At 47.3% G+C, this 16,915-nt stretch carries 15 protein-coding genes; 7 read left to right on the forward strand and 8 right to left on the reverse strand.

Translation table 11 applies throughout. The features are described 5' to 3' along the window. Positions 1-26 precede the first annotated feature (26 nt). Both PKF022_RS05865 and scpB read right to left on the reverse strand, forming a co-directional pair. Complete coding sequence (locus PKF022_RS05865; protein ID WP_281776178.1) at positions 27-1,817, reverse strand: pseudouridine synthase; 1,791 nt, start codon at positions 1,815-1,817, stop codon at positions 27-29. 6 nt (positions 1,818-1,823) lie between these two features. Continuing rightward, positions 1,824-2,549, reverse strand: coding sequence for an SMC-Scp complex subunit ScpB (scpB, locus tag PKF022_RS05870; RefSeq protein ID WP_281776179.1), 726 nt, complete (start codon positions 2,547-2,549; stop codon positions 1,824-1,826). A gap of 187 nt (positions 2,550-2,736) precedes the next feature. On the opposite strand from scpB, the gene PKF022_RS05875 reads away from it, so the two are divergent. Then, a complete protein-coding gene (locus PKF022_RS05875; RefSeq protein WP_281776180.1) occupies positions 2,737-3,660 on the forward strand; it encodes a patatin-like phospholipase family protein in 924 nt (307 codons plus the stop codon). A 28-nt stretch (positions 3,661-3,688) separates the two neighbouring features. On the opposite strand, the gene PKF022_RS05880 is transcribed toward PKF022_RS05875, so the two are convergent. From PKF022_RS05880 to PKF022_RS05900, 5 genes are all read right to left on the reverse strand, one after another. Next, positions 3,689-4,336, reverse strand: coding sequence for a C40 family peptidase (locus PKF022_RS05880; protein ID WP_281776181.1), 648 nt, complete (start codon positions 4,334-4,336; stop codon positions 3,689-3,691). 148 nt (positions 4,337-4,484) lie between these two features. After that, positions 4,485-6,122 (reverse strand): dipeptide ABC transporter ATP-binding protein, encoded by a 1,638-nt coding sequence (locus PKF022_RS05885; protein ID WP_281776182.1) that lies wholly within the window; start codon positions 6,120-6,122, stop codon positions 4,485-4,487. Beyond that, complete coding sequence (locus tag PKF022_RS05890; RefSeq protein ID WP_281776183.1) at positions 6,119-7,144, reverse strand: ABC transporter permease; 1,026 nt, start codon at positions 7,142-7,144, stop codon at positions 6,119-6,121. The genes PKF022_RS05885 and PKF022_RS05890 overlap by 4 nt, the downstream gene beginning before the upstream one ends. Further along, entirely contained in the window at positions 7,141-8,205 is a 1,065-nt protein-coding gene (yejB, locus tag PKF022_RS05895; protein WP_281776184.1) for a microcin C ABC transporter permease YejB, read from the reverse strand. The genes PKF022_RS05890 and yejB overlap by 4 nt, the downstream gene beginning before the upstream one ends. A gap of 11 nt (positions 8,206-8,216) precedes the next feature. After that, entirely contained in the window at positions 8,217-10,085 is a 1,869-nt protein-coding gene (locus PKF022_RS05900; protein ID WP_281776185.1) for an extracellular solute-binding protein, read from the reverse strand. A gap of 50 nt (positions 10,086-10,135) precedes the next feature. Between PKF022_RS05900 and fabI the strand changes: the two genes are divergently transcribed. Genes fabI through PKF022_RS05930 form a run of 6 tightly spaced genes read left to right on the forward strand, consistent with a single transcriptional unit; the run spans position 10,136 to position 16,466 of the window. After that, the gene (gene fabI / locus PKF022_RS05905) at positions 10,136-10,921 is read left to right on the forward strand and encodes an enoyl-ACP reductase FabI (protein ID WP_068323402.1); all 786 of its coding nucleotides are present in this window, start codon (positions 10,136-10,138) and stop codon (positions 10,919-10,921) included. After that, positions 10,918-12,246 (forward strand): chromate efflux transporter, encoded by a 1,329-nt coding sequence (chrA, locus tag PKF022_RS05910; RefSeq protein ID WP_281776186.1) that lies wholly within the window; start codon positions 10,918-10,920, stop codon positions 12,244-12,246. Before fabI ends, chrA begins: the two co-directional genes overlap by 4 nt. Positions 12,247-12,268: 22 nt before the next feature. Next, positions 12,269-13,153, forward strand: coding sequence for a MaoC family dehydratase N-terminal domain-containing protein (locus PKF022_RS05915; RefSeq protein ID WP_281776187.1), 885 nt, complete (start codon positions 12,269-12,271; stop codon positions 13,151-13,153). A 17-nt stretch (positions 13,154-13,170) separates the two neighbouring features. Next, the gene (locus PKF022_RS05920) at positions 13,171-14,547 is read left to right on the forward strand and encodes an MmgE/PrpD family protein (RefSeq protein WP_281776188.1); all 1,377 of its coding nucleotides are present in this window, start codon (positions 13,171-13,173) and stop codon (positions 14,545-14,547) included. 14 nt (positions 14,548-14,561) lie between these two features. Further along, a complete protein-coding gene (locus PKF022_RS05925) occupies positions 14,562-15,407 on the forward strand; it encodes a CoA ester lyase (protein WP_281776189.1) in 846 nt (281 codons plus the stop codon). Between the two features lie 57 nt (positions 15,408-15,464). Continuing rightward, entirely contained in the window at positions 15,465-16,466 is a 1,002-nt protein-coding gene (locus PKF022_RS05930) for a tripartite tricarboxylate transporter substrate-binding protein (protein WP_281776190.1), read from the forward strand. Between the two features lie 61 nt (positions 16,467-16,527). Here the strand turns inward: PKF022_RS05930 and PKF022_RS05935 are convergent, their stop codons facing one another. Next, complete coding sequence (locus PKF022_RS05935) at positions 16,528-16,896, reverse strand: Rap1a/Tai family immunity protein (protein WP_281776191.1); 369 nt, start codon at positions 16,894-16,896, stop codon at positions 16,528-16,530. Positions 16,897-16,915 lie beyond the last annotated feature (19 nt).

A 16,915-nucleotide genomic window follows, 5' to 3' on the forward strand; every position in this document is an offset into this window, starting at 1 on the left:
CCTATTTGGCAGAAAACCGATACAAATCAGAAGCTTTCGCCCGGATTTCGCGGTTTTCTTGGTCCCTTATTGAAGGGTTTGCGCCCTTTTGGTGCGCTACGTTTAGATCCATTTCCAGGGGTTTGTGGGTTACCAGTCACAAAAGCGGACTGGCCATGGTGAACTTTGCCACCTTTACTGCGGTTTTGGCCTTGACCGCCGCCTTGCCCACCCTGAGCATTGCGACCGCCTTGACCACCTTGGCCAGGTCTACCACCTTGGGTGCGTCCACGGAAAGGCCCGCGCCCTTCTCCAGAACCGCCGCCGCCAGGTTTGCCGCCTCTGCCCTGATGCGTTAAGCCGTTATGGCCGCTAGCAAGGGTTAAGGCATCACGTGAACCCCAGTAAGAAACGGAGGTTTGCATTGGGTCTGGCTGGAAATCCTCCCCCAGAGGGCGACGATCACGGTTATTTGGATTGGGGTTGCGGCCCTTGTCTTGTGGCTGCGGCATTTTTAAGCCTGCAGACTTCATCAAGTTGTAGATGCCACCGGCCTCAATCTCCTCCCATTTGCCACGACGTAAGCGTGGGGGCAATAAGAAAATGCCGTAACGAGTTCGGATTAGGCGAGATACCGTATGTCCCACCGCTTCAAACATGCGACGTACTTCGCGATTACGGCCTTCACTTAATGCAACGTGGTACCAACGGTTTGCGCCTTCACCGCCGCCCATTGCTAGGCGTAAGAATTTTGCTTGGCCATCATCAAGCGTAATACCGCTCTTTAATAGCGCTGTGTTTTCTTGACTCAAATCACCCAAAATACGAACAGCGTATTCACGCTCAACACCATATCGCGGATGCATCAAACGATTCGCTAATTCACCAGAAGTAGTAAACAACAACAGTCCTTCAGTATTGAAGTCCAAGCGACCTACCGCAATCCAACGTCCTTGACGTGGCTTTGGTAATCGGTCAAACACAGTCGGACGACCTTCAGGATCAGATTGACTAACGATCTCGCCTGCAGGCTTGTGATACATGATCACGCGTGGCGGCTTAGTCTGAATCTTGCGATGAACTGGCTTGCCATTAATGCGTACTTGATCGGTTGGTCCAATACGCTGACCGATATGTGCAGGCAATCCGTTTACAGAAACGCGCCCTTGAATAATCAAGTCTTCCATATCGCGACGTGAACCCATGCCAACGTCAGCTAAAACCTTATGCAACTTAACGGTATCTTCATCATCAGCGTCGTCATCTAAACCATCGAGGTCTGACCATACTTCATCACGCAAACTGAGTGGTAAATCATCGACGTTCGCAAATTGCAAACTGCTGACTTCATCCTCTGTTGGCACATCTGAGTCTTCGTCTTCACGCGAACGTTGTGCGCGTTGTGCGCGGCGCTCAGCACCAGTTTGATGAGAGATCTCACTCTCATTTACACCATCAGGATTTTTAACCTCTTGAACTTCAGGAGCATCCAAGGCTGCATCAAACTCACCAGATACCACTGAAGCAAATAATGCTTCGCTTTCAGCGGGGTTCGGTGCTAACTTTGATAATTGGTTATTGCCTTGATTATTGCCGCCCTCACGTGGGCCATTTGCTTCGCCACCTTCGCGACGTGGCCGGTCTTTATTGAATGGGCGCTTCTTATTAAACGGGTGCTTGCCTGAACTCTGGCGGCGTGGGCGACGCTCTCCACGTTCACCGCGCTCCCCACCCTCAGTCTTCTGACCATCAGGGTTAGATGGTGCAGCATCTGAATTTGAAGGGTTTGCCGATGGATTTACTACCGGGGATGAATCGTTTTCGTTGGAGCTTGTCATTAATCGTTATTTTGTTTCGTCTGATTTGTCTTCAGACTCAGGGATATCTTCTTCAGTAATTTCTTCGGTCACTTCGATGACTGTTTCTTCTACAGTGATTTCTGTGATCTCTTCTGTCTCGTTCACTTCTTGTGCATCCGTATCAATGATGACCGTTTCTACGGTTGCAGATGGATCAAATTCCATAACTGCTTGACCTAATTGTTCTGCAGCAGCCATTGGCGCTGCATCTTCCAAAATCGGCAAGCTTTGCAGATTCGTCAAACTCAGGTCATCCAAGAATTGCTTGGTAGTTGCGTACAAACCAGGACGTCCAATTGTTTCTTTATGTCCAATCACCTCTACCCAACCACGATCTTCTAACTGCTTCATCACGTTACTACTCACTGCCACACCGCGAATCTCTTCTATCTCACCACGAGTAACCGGCTGACGGTAAGCGATGATCGCCAATGTCTCCATCACTGCGCGCGAATACTTTGGCGGCTTCTCTGGAGTCAGGCGGTCAAGATACTCACGCATCGAAAGACGGCTCTGAAAACGCCATCCAGTTGCAATGTGCACCAATTCCATACCCTTGTCGTCCCAGGCTCGTTGCAGCTCGACCAATGCTTCATCGATATCTGCCGTAGTGATGTCTTCTACAAACAAGCGAGACAAATCAGCAACGGTGAGTGGCTCCTGCGCACATAGGAGGGCTGTTTCAATTACGCGCTTATTGTGATCGTCCATAAAATTCAGGCTACCAGGAATCATCCTGATGAGGCTTTAAAAATGTATTTAGTAATGGGTTTTGGTGTTCTCTAGCGACTACGGACAATCCATCTCATCAGTTCTTATTGGGATATGCCCGCGCTGAAACGAAGTCCTTTTCGTTCACCTTGCGCCCATTATAAGGTAGGCTCAATACAATAGCCACATGCATAAGAAATACACCAAACCCCCTTTTCTCACATCTGATGCCCCTATCTATATGGAGCGTCGCAAGCTACTGAGCCTTGGGGTTGGTGTGGGCACCCTTCTTGGGGGCGCAGGCTTGAGCTCCTGCAGTCTGATGAGCAGCAAAAAACCGGTTGTTGGCTTGGTTTTGGGGGCCGGAGCAGCCCGCGGCTTTGCTCACGTGGGCGTTATTAAAGCTTTAGAAGCCCAAGGCATTAGACCCGACATTGTTGTTGGCAGCAGCGCTGGCAGCGTGATTGCCGCCCTTTTAGCTTCTGGGGCCAATGGCAACGAACTCAATCGTTTAGCCCTAAATCTAGACGAAGCCACTATTGCCGACTGGGGGGTTCCTTTTGGCGGTCGATTTGGTGGCCTCATCAAAGGTGACGCCCTACAAAATATGGTGAACCGAGAAGTACAAAACAAGTCCATTGAACAAATGCGCATTCCCCTCGGTATCGTTGCCACTGAACTGCAGTCGGGCAAAGGGGTTCTATTTCGCACAGGTAATACAGGCTTAGCAGTGCGCGCCTCTTGCAGCGTACCTGGTGTTTTTCAGCCAGCAGTGATTAGCGGTAAAGAATATGTAGATGGTGGTTTAGTTGCGCCAGTACCAGTTAGCTATGCAAGACAAATGGGTGCCACCCTAGTCATTGCAGTCAATATTTCTTCTGAGCCAGTGCATCAAGATGCCAGCGGAACCTTAGGCGTCTTACAGCAAACCATTTCTATCATGCAACGAAGTATTAATCAGTACGAATTAAAAAGTGCCGACATTATTATTCAGCCTCAACTTAAACAAATGAGTAGTGGCGATTTTAAGTCCAGAAATGCCGCTATTTTGGCTGGCGAAGTTGCAGCGCAAGAACAAATGGCGCTGATTAAAGAAAAGCTGAAAGGCTGATATCTATTGGGCTTGTAGCCCTATAGCCCTAGAGACTGCGTGATTTACGCTTGAGATTTTTGACTTCGTTCAAAAGCTCTTGACGCTCTGAATCGTTGAGGTTGTCGCTACCATCTAAACGACGTGCACCATCAAAACGCTTATCCCAGTAGAGGCTTCCGAGATCATCCACTCTGACGGATGTACCTTTGGAAGGTGAATGAATAAATTTGTTATCACCCACGTAAATGCCAACGTGAGAAAAAGTTAAACGCATCGTGTTAAAGAATACGAGATCACCTGGTTGCAATTCTTCACGAGTAATCGGCTTACCAACGCGACTCATCTGAGTCGATTTGCGTGGCAATAAAAATCCAAGTTTGTCTTTGAAGACATAACCAACAAAACTGCTGCCATCCAAACCAGATTGTGGCAATTCGGTATCCCAGCGGTAACGCACGCCAATAACTTCCATCGCACGATTAATCAACTCTTCGGATTTGCCGGTAACGGTGTCTGCCAGTCGATCTGAAACACGGGCAATATAAGAGCGACCTGCCTGGAACATACTTTCTTTAGGCACAGCCGCATCTGCATTTGCCTCGACCGCAGGGTCTGCCGCATAAGCGGATAGACAAATGAATGCGCCTAGACCGAAGCCTAGGAATTTAGAAAGCATTGTTTTTTTCAATGACATCGAATCAGTTTAACAAAGAACCCTTAATTAACCAAGTCTTCAATTTAGATCCAAGTCCTTGTTTATAAACATGAATTTTCACTAAATGAGGGCAAATGCACCAATTTAGCCCATTTTGCGGGGATTTGGACCCCCGCCCCAAACCCTCTTAAGTCAGCTCTGCGGCCGCAAAAAGCTCTTTGGTATAGGTTTGACGGGGATGCTTGATCAGGGTTTCAGTATCACCAAACTCCACCACTTTCCCGCCTTTGAGAACCATAACCTCGTGAGACATGGCCCTAATAACCGCTAAGTCATGACTAATCATCAGATAGGCCAAGTTGTATTTCTTTTGCAGCTCAGTCAATAAAGCTAGCACCTGCTTCTGAATAGAAACATCCAATGCGGAGGTTGGTTCGTCTAATACCAAAATTTGGGGACGCAAAATTAGTGCACGCGCAATTGCAATGCGTTGGCGTTGACCACCAGAAAACTCATGGGGATAACGCAGTAGGGCTGAGCGGTCTAAGCCTACCTCTTTCAGCATATCCACTACGCGAGTCTCACGTTCTGCTGTCGACAGCTTTGGAAAATGCACATCCAAACCTTCAGAAACAATTTGCAAGACATTCATGCGCGGTGACAGCGATCCAAAAGGATCCTGAAAGATTACTTGCAAGCTGGAGCGCAGCGCTCTTCTCTCGACTGGCTTAAGTTTCTGCCAGTCATTACCAAGAACATCAACTTCGCCAGATACTTCTGCTGCTGAGTCGCCAAGCAATCCGAGCACAGCCATCCCCAAAGTCGTCTTGCCAGAACCAGACTCGCCAATCACACCAATGGTTTGACCTTGCTTAAGCGAGAAGCTGACTTTTTTCAAAACCTTATGAGGTGGCGCTTTTTTAAACCAAGATACTGATTCTGAGCTTGGGTAGGCTACTGACAAGTCTTCAGTTTTTAATAACACTGGCGCTAAAGGCATCAGTGGTGCCAAGTCACGCACAGGCTCACTGTTTACCAAAGCGCGAGTATATGGATCTTCGGGATGTTCAAACACTTGCTTTGTTGATCCAGACTCCATCAGATTGCCTTGGTTTAAGACGGCTACACGCTGCGCAAAGTGTTTCACTAAATTGAGGTCATGGGTAATCAATAAAATTCCCATGCCGCCATCATCTTTAGATTCTTCTTGCAATTCTTTGAGCAAATCCAAAATCTGCAAACGTAAACTCACATCCAATGCTGTTGTTGGTTCATCAGCAATGAGAAGTCGCGGCTTACACGCCAAAGCCATCGCAATCATGGCGCGCTGTCTCTGACCACCAGAGAGCTGGTGTGGGTAAGAATGAAAACGGCGCTCAGGTTCAGGAATGCCGGTTTTTCGGAGCAAATCAACCGCAGCATCCATCGCATCTGTTTTAGAGATCAATGGCTGATAGATCTGCACTGCTTCAATAATTTGATTGCCTACAGTAAACAATGGATTCAAAGCCGTCATCGGCTCCTGAAACACCATGGCAATCTCGCGGCCACGAATCTCCCGAATATCTTGAATCGACATAGACAGCAAATCGACTTCACCCTTTCCATCTTTTCTATTCCAGAGAATCTTTCCGGAAACTTTTGCACCCTCTGGCTCAAGTCTTAGCGGTGCGAGTGCAGTCAGGGTCTTACCAGAGCCCGACTCACCCACGAGGGCAACTCGCTCACCTATACCGATTTCTAAATCAAGATGATTAACGGCAAACTTCTCGCGACGACCTGTTCCAAAAGAAATACTGAGATCTTCGTAGCGCAGCAAACTCATGAGCGACCTCCACTCATCAGACCAGCTTTGCGGGAGTCAAATGCATTACGCAATGCCTCGCCCATAAAGGTCAATAGCAGCAAAGTTACTACCAAGACCACAAAGGTTGATAAGGAGATCCACCAGGCATCGAGATTACTCTTGCCCTGTGACAACAACTCACCCAAGCTTGGCGTACCCGGAGGCACACCTAAGCCCAAGAAGTCCAAACTCGTCAGAGAAAGAATGGCTGCACTCATACGGAATGGCAAAAAGGTAATTACCGGCGTCAAACTATTGGGCAAAATATGGCGCCACATAATCTGAACATTGGTAAGGCCAAGTGCGCGTGCTGCACGCACGTACTCCAAGGCGCGGTTACGGAAAAATTCTGCACGGACATAATCTGATAGGCCCATCCATCCAAAAGCTGCTAACAAAATAATCAATAAGGAAACGCTGGGATTAAAGATCGAAGCAAAAATAATCAGCAAGTACAACTCCGGCATAGCAGACCAGATTTCAATTAACCGCTGAGATATCAAATCAAACTTGCCCCCAAAGAATCCCATCAGGGATCCAGTGATGATGCCCACGCTGACACCAACAATGGTGAGAGCCAGACCAAAAAGAATGGATAAGCGAAAGCCATAGATGAGTCGCGCCAAAACATCACGCCCACGATCGTCAGTGCCTAACCAGTTCTCCAAAGATGGTGGCGCTGGGTTAGGCACTTTGGAGAAGTAATTGAGCGTCTCATAGCTATAGTGAATCGGCGGGTAGATTGCCCAATTGCCGTTACTTGTAATGTTTTGACGAATGTCTGGATCCAAGAAATCAGTCGGCGTGGCAAAGTCTCCACCAAAGACGGTTTCTGGCTGACTCTTGACGATGGGGAAATAGAAATGCCCTTCATAACGCACCACTAAAGGCTTGTCATTGGCAATCAACTCTGCGCACATCGATAAACCGAAGAGCACCATGAAGATCCACAGACTGGTGTAGCCCATGCGGCTATTTTTAAAACGTTGCCAACGAGTCATGAACCGCCTCCCGCACCAAACTGAATGCGTGGGTCGATGTATACATAGCAAAGGTCAGAAATCAACTTCGTAAATAAACCAATTAAGGTAAATAAATACAGAGTTCCAAACACCACTGGATAGTCACGGCGCATCACTGACTCGTACGAAAGCAAGCCAAGCCCGTCTAGCGAGAACAAGGTCTCTATCAACAAGGAGCCCGTAAAGAAAGCACCAATAAACGCTGCAGGGAAACCGGTTACTAGTGGCAAGAGCGCATTGCGGAAGACATGCTTCCAAAGAACTTGCTTTTCTGTAAGGCCTTTTGCACGTGCAGTCAGAACGTATTGCTTACGAATCTCTTCCAGGAATGAATTCTTGGTCAACATAGTAACTACTGCAAAGCTTCCTAGAACGGATGCAGTAATTGGCAATACCAAATGCCATAAGTAATCCATGACCTTGCCAATCAAGCTGAGATCACTCCAGTTATCAGAAGTGAGGCCTCTTAGCGGGAAGATCTGCAAAAAACTTCCTCCACCAAAGATAACAAGCAATAGGACGCCAAGCACAAATCCTGGGATCGCATAACCCACCAGAATCATGCTGCTAGTGATCGCATCAAAACGTGAGCCGTCACGCACTGCCTTCGCGATACCCAAAGGAATCGAGACTAAATAGGTAATAAAGAAAGTCCATAAACCGATACTGATCGATACCGGCAATTTTGAGACTACTAAACGCCAAACGCTTTCATGTTGGTAATAACTTTGACCTAAATCGAATCTAGCAAAGCGCCCCAACATCATGAAATAGCGCTCAAGCGGCGGCTTATCAAAACCATACAAGGCTTTGACTTCTTCCAGACGTTGCGCGTCGACACCTTGACGACCACGATAAGTTGCACCAGAACCCGAAGACTCTGAACCACCCGTGGCTGCACTTCCTTTGCCTTTTAATTCCAATACCATTTGCTCTACTGGGCCACCCGGAACAAATTGCACCACGGCAAAGGTTAGAGTCAATACACCCAAGATGGTTGGGATCATCAAGAGCAAACGCTTGAAGATGTAGGCGCGCATTTGACCTTGCATTATTTAGACTCCTCTTTCCACCAATTTTGCATGATCCACAGTTCAGCTGAATAGTACAAAGGTGGCTCTGGGTAGCGCATCTCGTGACGGAAGGCAACGCGATGAGTTGGGTTATACCACTGAGGAACTACGTAATAACTATTCCATAAGACACGATCAAGCGCTCTAGTAGCAGTTCTTAACTGCTCACGATTTTGCGCCTTGGTAATTTCATCAATTAAGGCATCGACTACAGGTGATTGCACGCCAATCACGTTATCGGAACCTTTTTCTTTGGCGGCTTGACTACCAAAGCGATCCCAGAGCTCATTGCCTGGATTTTGAGAATCCTGGAAACGTACCGTAGTCATATCAAAGTCATACTCGTTCATACGCTTTTGATGTAATGCAAAGTCGCTAGTACGAATATCTACCTGCACTCCCAACTTCTCTAAGTTACGAACATACGCAGAAATAACTCTTAAGAAAAAGCCGCCATCTTCCACAATCTCAAAACGAAATGGCTCGCCCTTTTCATTGCGCAATGCGCCATCACGATATTGCCAGCCAGCATGCATGAGGAGTTCGCGCGCTTTCCTCAAGTTCTGACGCAAACTTCCAGGCGGCTTAGTTGATGGTGCCGCCGGCATTGGCTCAAAGACAGCATCTGGAACCCACTGCGGATATTTTGCCTTCAAGGGCTTGAGTAATTTCAATTCAGCTTCGGTGGGTTTACGTGGCCCATCAAAATTGGCGCTTAAGTCACTATTTGTAAAGTAACTATTAATGCGACCGTATTGATCAAAAAATATCTGTCGATTGAGCCACTCAAAATCTAACGCATATCCCAATGCTTCACGAACGCGCGCATCTTTAAAAATGGGACGACGTACATTCATCGCAAAACCTTGCATGCCAGCGCCGTTGTGATTGAGGAATGCTTTCTTTAGCAAGATTCCCTTATCAAACTTGGAACCGACATAACCTTTAGCCCAAATCTTTGCGCGATACTCGACTAGGGCATCAAACTCCCCAGCTTTAAAGGCCTCCAGCCTAACAGCATCATCACTGTAGAGTTTGTACAGTACTCGATCAAAGTTATAAAAACCAACGCGCACATTTAGTGGTTTATTGAGCTGATCAGCCCAATAGTTTGGATTCTTTTTGTAAACAATCGACTTACCCGCTTTAAATGACTCAATCAAATAAGGACCGCTTGCAAGCGGTGCCTCAAAGGCGAGCTTCTCAAATGGAATCATCGATCCATCGGGTCGCTTACCCCAGTTACGTGAAAAGATAGGAAAAGTGCCCGCCAAGATTGGTAACTCTGCGTTGTCATTTTTAAAGTCAAAGCGAATCGAGCGATCAGACAAAACTACCGCTTCTTTAATATCAGCAAAAGTTGTCTTGTAGCGTGGGTGAGCTTTTCCACTCATTAAAGTATCAAAGCTATGTTTAACGTCAGCTGCTAAAACAGAACTACCATCAGAGAATTTGGCTTCTGTACGAATATGAAACGTTACTGATTTGCGATCTTTAGCTACTTGAATATCATCAGCCAATAATCCGTAAATACTAGATACCTCGTCAGCACTACCCTCCGCTAAAGACTCAAACATCAAATCAATACCAGGGGCAGTAATACCGCGCAGAGTAAACGGATTAAATTTATCGAAACTGGTTCTTTGTCCCGGATTTGGCAAGACCAGGGTTCCACCCCTAGGAGCATTCGGATTCACGTAATCAAAATGGGTAAATCCATCGGGATACTTCGGTTTACCGTATTGCGCAATCCCCTGTCCTGCCATGGCTGAATTGGCACCAAGCGCCACTAGCAGGGCTAGCAGCAGGAAACGGGCAATTTGGCGAATAGGTTTTAAGGTGGGCATATATGCAACAATTGTAGATAGCTAATCATATTTGAAGCAAAGGACACAACATGGGCTTTCTCTCCGGCAAAAAAATCCTCATTACCGGCCTCCTCTCCAACCGCTCCATTGCCTATGGCATTGCCAAGGCCTGCCACCGCGAAGGTGCTGAACTAGCCTTTACCTACGTGGGTGAGCGCTTTAAGGACCGCATCGTTGATTTTGCAAAAGAATTCAATACCGATCTGATTTTTGACTGTGATGTGGGCAGCGACGAGCAAATTAGCGCCCTTTTTAAGGATTTAGCTAAATCCTGGCCGCAGTTTGACGGCTTTGTTCACGCTATTGGCTTTGCACCGCGCGAAGCAATTGCTGGTGATTTCTTGGATGGTCTCTCTCGTGAAGGCTTCAAGATTGCTCACGACATTTCAGCATATAGCTTCCCAGCAATGGCAAAAGAAGCTTTGCCAATGTTGCGCGACAAATCCTCGTTACTCACCCTAACGTACTTGGGCTCAATGAAAAATGTTCCCAACTACAACACTATGGGCTTAGCAAAAGCATCTCTTGAGGCTTCTGTACGCTATCTCGCTGGTTCAGTGGGCCCTAAAGGTATTCGTGCCAACGGTATTTCTGCCGGCCCGATTAAAACCTTGGCAGCCTCTGGCATCAAAGGCTTTAGCAAGATCTTGGAAGCGGTTGAACAAACTGCGCCATTACGTCGTAACGTCACCATTGATGATGTAGGCAACACTGCAGCATTTTTGTTGTCTGATTTAGCAAATGGCATTACTGCTGAAATCATCTATGTTGATAACGGCTTTAGCCAAGTGGTTGGCGGAATGGATGAAGTTTGAGTGTTCCACTGCGCGAGGCCCTGAAATTTTGGGCTAAGCTTGGCTTCATTAGTTTTGGTGGGCCGGCAGGGCAAATCGCTGTTCTGCACCAAGAGTTAGTTGAAAAGCGTCGCTGGATTTCTGAGCGGCGCTTTTTACATGCACTGAACTATTGCATGCTTCTTCCTGGGCCCGAAGCTCAGCAACTAGTTACCTACATTGGCTGGCTAATGCACCGTAGTTGGGGTGGCATTCTAGCGGGAACACTTTTTGTATTGCCATCACTTTTCATTTTGATTGGCTTGTCCTGGGTGTATTTAACTTATGGACAGGTCCCATGGATTGCCGCCATCTTTTTTGGTATCAAACCTGCAGTCACTGCGATCGTATTGCATGCTGCAGTGCGCATCGGTAAGCGCACGATTCATAATCAGGCGCTGCAATGGATTGCTTTAGGTTCTTTCCTAGCAATCTTTATTTTAAATCTTGCCTTTCCAATCATCGTAGCCATTGCTGCTGCCATTGGTTACTGGGGTGGCAAACGCTATCCAGAATATTTTCAGCAAAAAAATAGTCATGGCAGCAAAGAATCTAGCGGGCTTGGCAGCGCGGTCATTGGCGATCACACCCCCACCCCTCTTCACGCTCAATTTAGCTATCAAAAAACAATTCGCCATTCTGTAATTGCTCTAGGTTTTTGGCTGCTACCAATGGGTGCATTGATTGTACTTTTTGGTTGGAAGACTTTATATCCACAGATAGCCTGGTTCTTTACCAAAGCCGCCTTCCTTACCTTTGGTGGTGCGTATGCGGTTCTTCCTTATGTTTATCAAGGCGCTGTTGATCACTTCCATTGGCTCAGTGCGAATCAAATGATTGATGGCTTAGCTCTTGGTGAAACAACACCAGGGCCACTCATCATGGTGGTTGCTTTTGTTGGTTACCTTGCAGGGCATATTCAACACTTGATTGGCGCTAGCAGTCCTTTTTGGTTTGGTGTACTGGGCGCATGCGTTGCCACTTGGTTTACTTTCTTACCTTCCTTCTTTTTTATCTTGGTTGGCGGCCCACTAATTGAGTCAACCCATGGCAAGCTTGGGTTTACAGCTCCACTGACTGCTATCACCGCAGCAGTTGTTGGCGTCATCGCTAATCTTGGGCTATTTTTTGCTTACCATGTCTTCCTGCCTAGAGGTTTTGGGGGATCTATCTCCTGGATCTCCATCATCATCTGCGCCCTAGCGGGATTGGCCTTGTTTAAATTTCAAAAGGGTGTTCTGACAGTCTTGGGTGGCTCAGCCTTAGCTGGATTACTCTTCTATTGCATCTCTATCTTGCTAGGGTGAGTTTTTCCCTAAGATTGGCATAATGGAAGTTATGCGAATCGAACCTCAAACCATCACCCACCTTCAAGAATGGCTCGGTAAAACAGAGTCATTACAAGACACAGTCACTGCAGCGCCGGTGCGTGCCCTCTCAGCCACTTTAGACCGGGAAGATCCTGCGCCAAGTAAAGGCACGTTTTTACCTGAGCTATGGCACTGGCTGTACTTTCTACCGCATGCACGTGAATCTGAAATTGGCCCTGATGGTCATCCAAAGCGCGGTGGTTTTTTACCTCCCGTTCCATTGCCACGCCGCATGTGGGCAGGTAGCCGAATTGAATGGCTAAAACCATTAGCTGTTGGCGATGAAATTGAACGAGTTTCTACGATCGAATCAGTAACTCACAAGGCTGGTCGCACTGGTGATTTGATTTTCGTTTTGGTCAATCACAAAATCTCCAATCAAAATGGCTTAGCAATCATAGAAGAACATGACATCGTGTATCGCGATGCTCCTGGACCAGACGACAAACCTGTTGCTCCCACCCCTGCTCCAACAGATGCTCAATGGAGTAAAACAATTACGCCGGATGATGTGCTGCTCTTTCGCTACTCAGCATTAACCTTTAATGGTCACCGCATTCACTACGATCGTAAGTACGTTACCGAGGTAGAAGGCTATCCCGGCTTAATTGTGCATGGGCCTTTGATTGCAACCTTGCTAGTAGATCTAGTGCGTCAAAGCATTCCCGGCTGCAAGCTCAAGAGTTTTGAGTTCCGCGCGATTCGCCCGACTTTTGACATCAATATTTTTAAAGTGAATGCCAAGCCAGATTTGGAAAAAGATCCCAGCGGAAAAACGATTTCGATTTGGGCGCAAGATCATGAAGGTTGGCTCACGATGCAAGCCACTGCCGTACTAGCTTAATCAAACACTATTTATTTATGACTACTCAACACCTCTCTCGTGAGCTCGCCAGCTTTGCAGCAAATCTCAAGGCTGCAGACATCCCTAACGATGTCATGAACCGTGCCGAAGATTTATTGGTAGATTGGTTTGGTTCTGCTATCGCCGGCAAAGGCTCACGCCCGGTTGAGCTTATTACCCAATTTGCGCAGAACATGGGTGGGTTTGATGCGGCACACGCTGGCCCATCTGAGATTCTGGTTTCACGCAAAACCTCCAGCCCCTTTTTGGCGGCAATGGCAAATGCTGCTGCATCACATGTAGCAGAGCAAGACGATGTTCATAATGGCTCCGTCTTTCATCCGGCGACAGTAGTCTTTCCTCCTGCACTGGCTTGCGCACAAGCGCTGGGCTCCTCTGGAGAAGAATTATTGGTTGCTGCAGTAGCGGGCTATGAAGTAGGTATCCGTGTTGGCGAATTTCTAGGTCGCTCTCATTACAAAGTGTTTCACACTACTGGCACCGCTGGCACTCTAGCGGCGGCTGCAGCAGTTGGAAGACTTCTGAAATTGTCTCCAGAGCAAATGCTCAACGCCTTTGGTTCAGCGGGCACACAGTCAGCTGGTCTTTGGGAATTTCTGCGCGATGCGGCCGACTCAAAGCAACTCCATACTGCACATGCCGCATCTACCGGCTTGATGTCTGCTTATATTGCACAAGCTGGTTTTACAGGTGCGCAGCATATTCTGGAAGGCAAGCAAGGTCTTGCAGCTGGCATGTCTAGCGATAGCGATCCAAGTAAGCTCGTAGATCGTTTGGGTAGTCGCTGGGCTTTAGCGGAAACCAGTTTTAAGTATTACGCCTCATGTCGCCATACCCACCCTGCTGCTGATGCTTTGTTGCAAGTGATGCTAACGAATAAGTTAACGCCCAACGATATCGCCAAAGTGGAAACTTTAGTTCATCAGGGCGCTGTTGATGTTTTAGGTCCAGTCACTGATCCGGCCACCGTCCATCAATCGAAGTTTTCTATGGGCACAGTCTTGGCTTTAGTTGCTCACTATCAATTTGCCGGCCTTCAAGAGTTCGACAAGCACTTTCATGATGATGAGATCTGCGCATTCCGCGAGCGCGTTTCTATGACCTTAGATCCTGAAGTCGATGGCGCTTATCCACAACGCTGGATCGGCAAAGTCAAAGTGCATTTAAATAACGGGCAAGTCTTGGATGGACGCGTAGACGAACCTAAGGGTGATCCTGGCAACACCCTGTCTCGCGCAGAAATTACCGACAAAGCGATGCGTCTAGCAGCCTTCAGCGGTGGCGCTAACCCAGCCGATATGAATAAAGCAATTGATCTCTTGTGGAATATCCGCAAACAAGCCAAGATAGGCTCTCTACTTCCCTCGAATTAAGCGCATACCTCTTTATGAATCCACTTGATACACCATTAGGCTATAGCACCAACTTTCTATTCGTCCCAGGTACTCGCCCTGAACGCTTTGCAAAAGCCCTTGATAGCGGTGCTAGCGGCGTCGTACTGGATCTTGAGGATGCCGTTGCTGAGGAAGATAAAGTTAGCGCACGGGATGCTATCCGCGCTGCCTGGCCAAGCTTTAGTGCTGAGCAAAAGAAAAGATTGGTGATTCGTACGAACTCTCCCGGCAGCAAGTTCTATTCCGCTGATTTAATCTTGGCTCAAGAACTTCAGGTTGCCTGCCTACTCATTCCCAAAAGCGAATCACTCGATCAAATTAATGGCGCTGCTTTGATACTTCCCAATACAGCAATCATCCCGATGATTGAGACTGCAATTGGCTTGGATCAACTCAAAGAAATCGCTAACTCTAATCAGGTTATTCGACTTGCTTTAGGTAACCTAGATTTACAAGCTGATCTTGGGATGGTTTGCGACCGTCAAGAGACTGAACTGCAAACTGCTCGCTACCAAATCGTTTTAGCCTCTCGCCTGGCACAAATTGCCCCTCCAATTGATGGGGTTACGCCCTCTACCGATGATGTTGAGCGCATTGCAGAAGATGCAGAACGCGCAAAACGCATGGGTTTTGGTGGAAAGCTCTGCATTCATCCCAAACAGGTAGGAATCGTCATTGCAGCATTTACGCCTACCGAAGAAGAGTTGGCATGGGCCCAACGGGTAATTGAAGCAGATCAAGCCTCCAAGGGGGGTGCCGTGAAATTGGATGGCCGCATGATTGACAGGCCAGTAGTGTTATTAGCCCAAAGAGCCCTGGCAATTACTGGTAAACACTAGGGTCTTTCAACACAAATAGGCTTTAAAACTGGCAAAATTGACACACATAACAACAACATGGAGATCAAATTGAAAGTGAAGAAATTTTTATTTTCAGGAATTGCTGCAGCATTAACTGCTGGCGCATTTCTAAGCACTAGCGCTGTTGCGCAAAAAGACTGGCCTACTAAATCCATTCAGTTGGTCGTTCCCTTTGCTGCTGGCGGCCCTACCGACTCTATCGCCCGCTTGATCGCCGTACCAATGGGTCAAGCCCTTGGTCAAACTGTGGTTGTTGAGAACGTTCCAGGTGCTGGCGGCACAATCGCTTCTACTAAGGTAGCGCGCGCTGCACCAGATGGCTACACCATCTATATTCATCACATGGGCATGGCTACTGCGCAAGCTTTGTATGACAAGCTCCCATACGATCCTATGACTAGCTTTGAATACATCGGCCAAGTTGCTGACGTACCAATGGTGTTGTTGGGTAAAAAAGATTTGCCAGCAAACAACTTTAAAGAACTTGAAGCCTACATCCGCGCTAATGGTTCTAAAGTCACAATGGCTAACGCTGGCCCTGGCGCTGTGTCACAACTTTGCGGCCTCTTGTTCCAAAGCCGTTTGGGCGTGAAACTAACCAACATTCCTTACAAAGGAACTGGCCCTGCGTTAACAGACCTATTGGGCGGTCAAGTTGACCTCTTGTGTGACCAAACAACGCAGACTATTCCTTACATCAAGGATGGTCGTGTGAAGGCATATGGCACAACCACCATGAAACGTTTGCCAGCTATTCCAAACGTTCCAACTTTGAACGAACAAGGTCTCAAAGGCTTCGAAGTTAAAGTTTGGCACGGTGTATATGCTCCAAAAGGAACTCCACAACCAATTCTGGATAAGATCAATGCTGCTCTGAAGAAAGCATTGAACAATCCTGATGTGAAGAAGCGCTTGGAAGATGCCAATATTGATATCGTTCCAGCAGAGAAGGTTTCTGCCAAAGGATTAAAAGATCATCTCGATAAAGAGATCAACGTTTGGGGTCCAGTCATTCGTAAAGCGAATATTCCAGACTAAGCATTAACTGCAATAAATAAAAAAGCCAGCGCAATGCTGGCTTTTTTATTGAGCTGAATACTTATTTACATGGGTACTGATCAGTAAAGAAGCGCATTAAGGTTTTGGCTGCGCGATCTTGATTGAACTGAGGGTTTGCCTTAGTCCACACCAAGAACTTTTGCAGGATCACACTGCGGGTCTCGCTCTTATTTGTAAAGCAGACAGCTAACTTCGCATCCACAGGGCGATTCGCCAAGTAACCTTGATATACACCCTCCCCGAAACCAAAACAAAAACTGCGGCCCTGCTCATCATTAGGGTTTTTGCAGAGCTCAACAAATGCAGCGGTACTAGCATCATCTGCTGGGAGATCTTTTTGCGCAAATGCACTAGGCGCAACAGAAAGAGTGGATGCAATAAATAGGAATGTGACAGCTAAAGTTTTCATGATTCATTTCTCTAAAAAT

This window comes from Polynucleobacter sp. KF022 (assembly GCF_027924105.1).
In the GTDB taxonomy this organism is placed as follows: domain Bacteria; phylum Pseudomonadota; class Gammaproteobacteria; order Burkholderiales; family Burkholderiaceae; genus Polynucleobacter.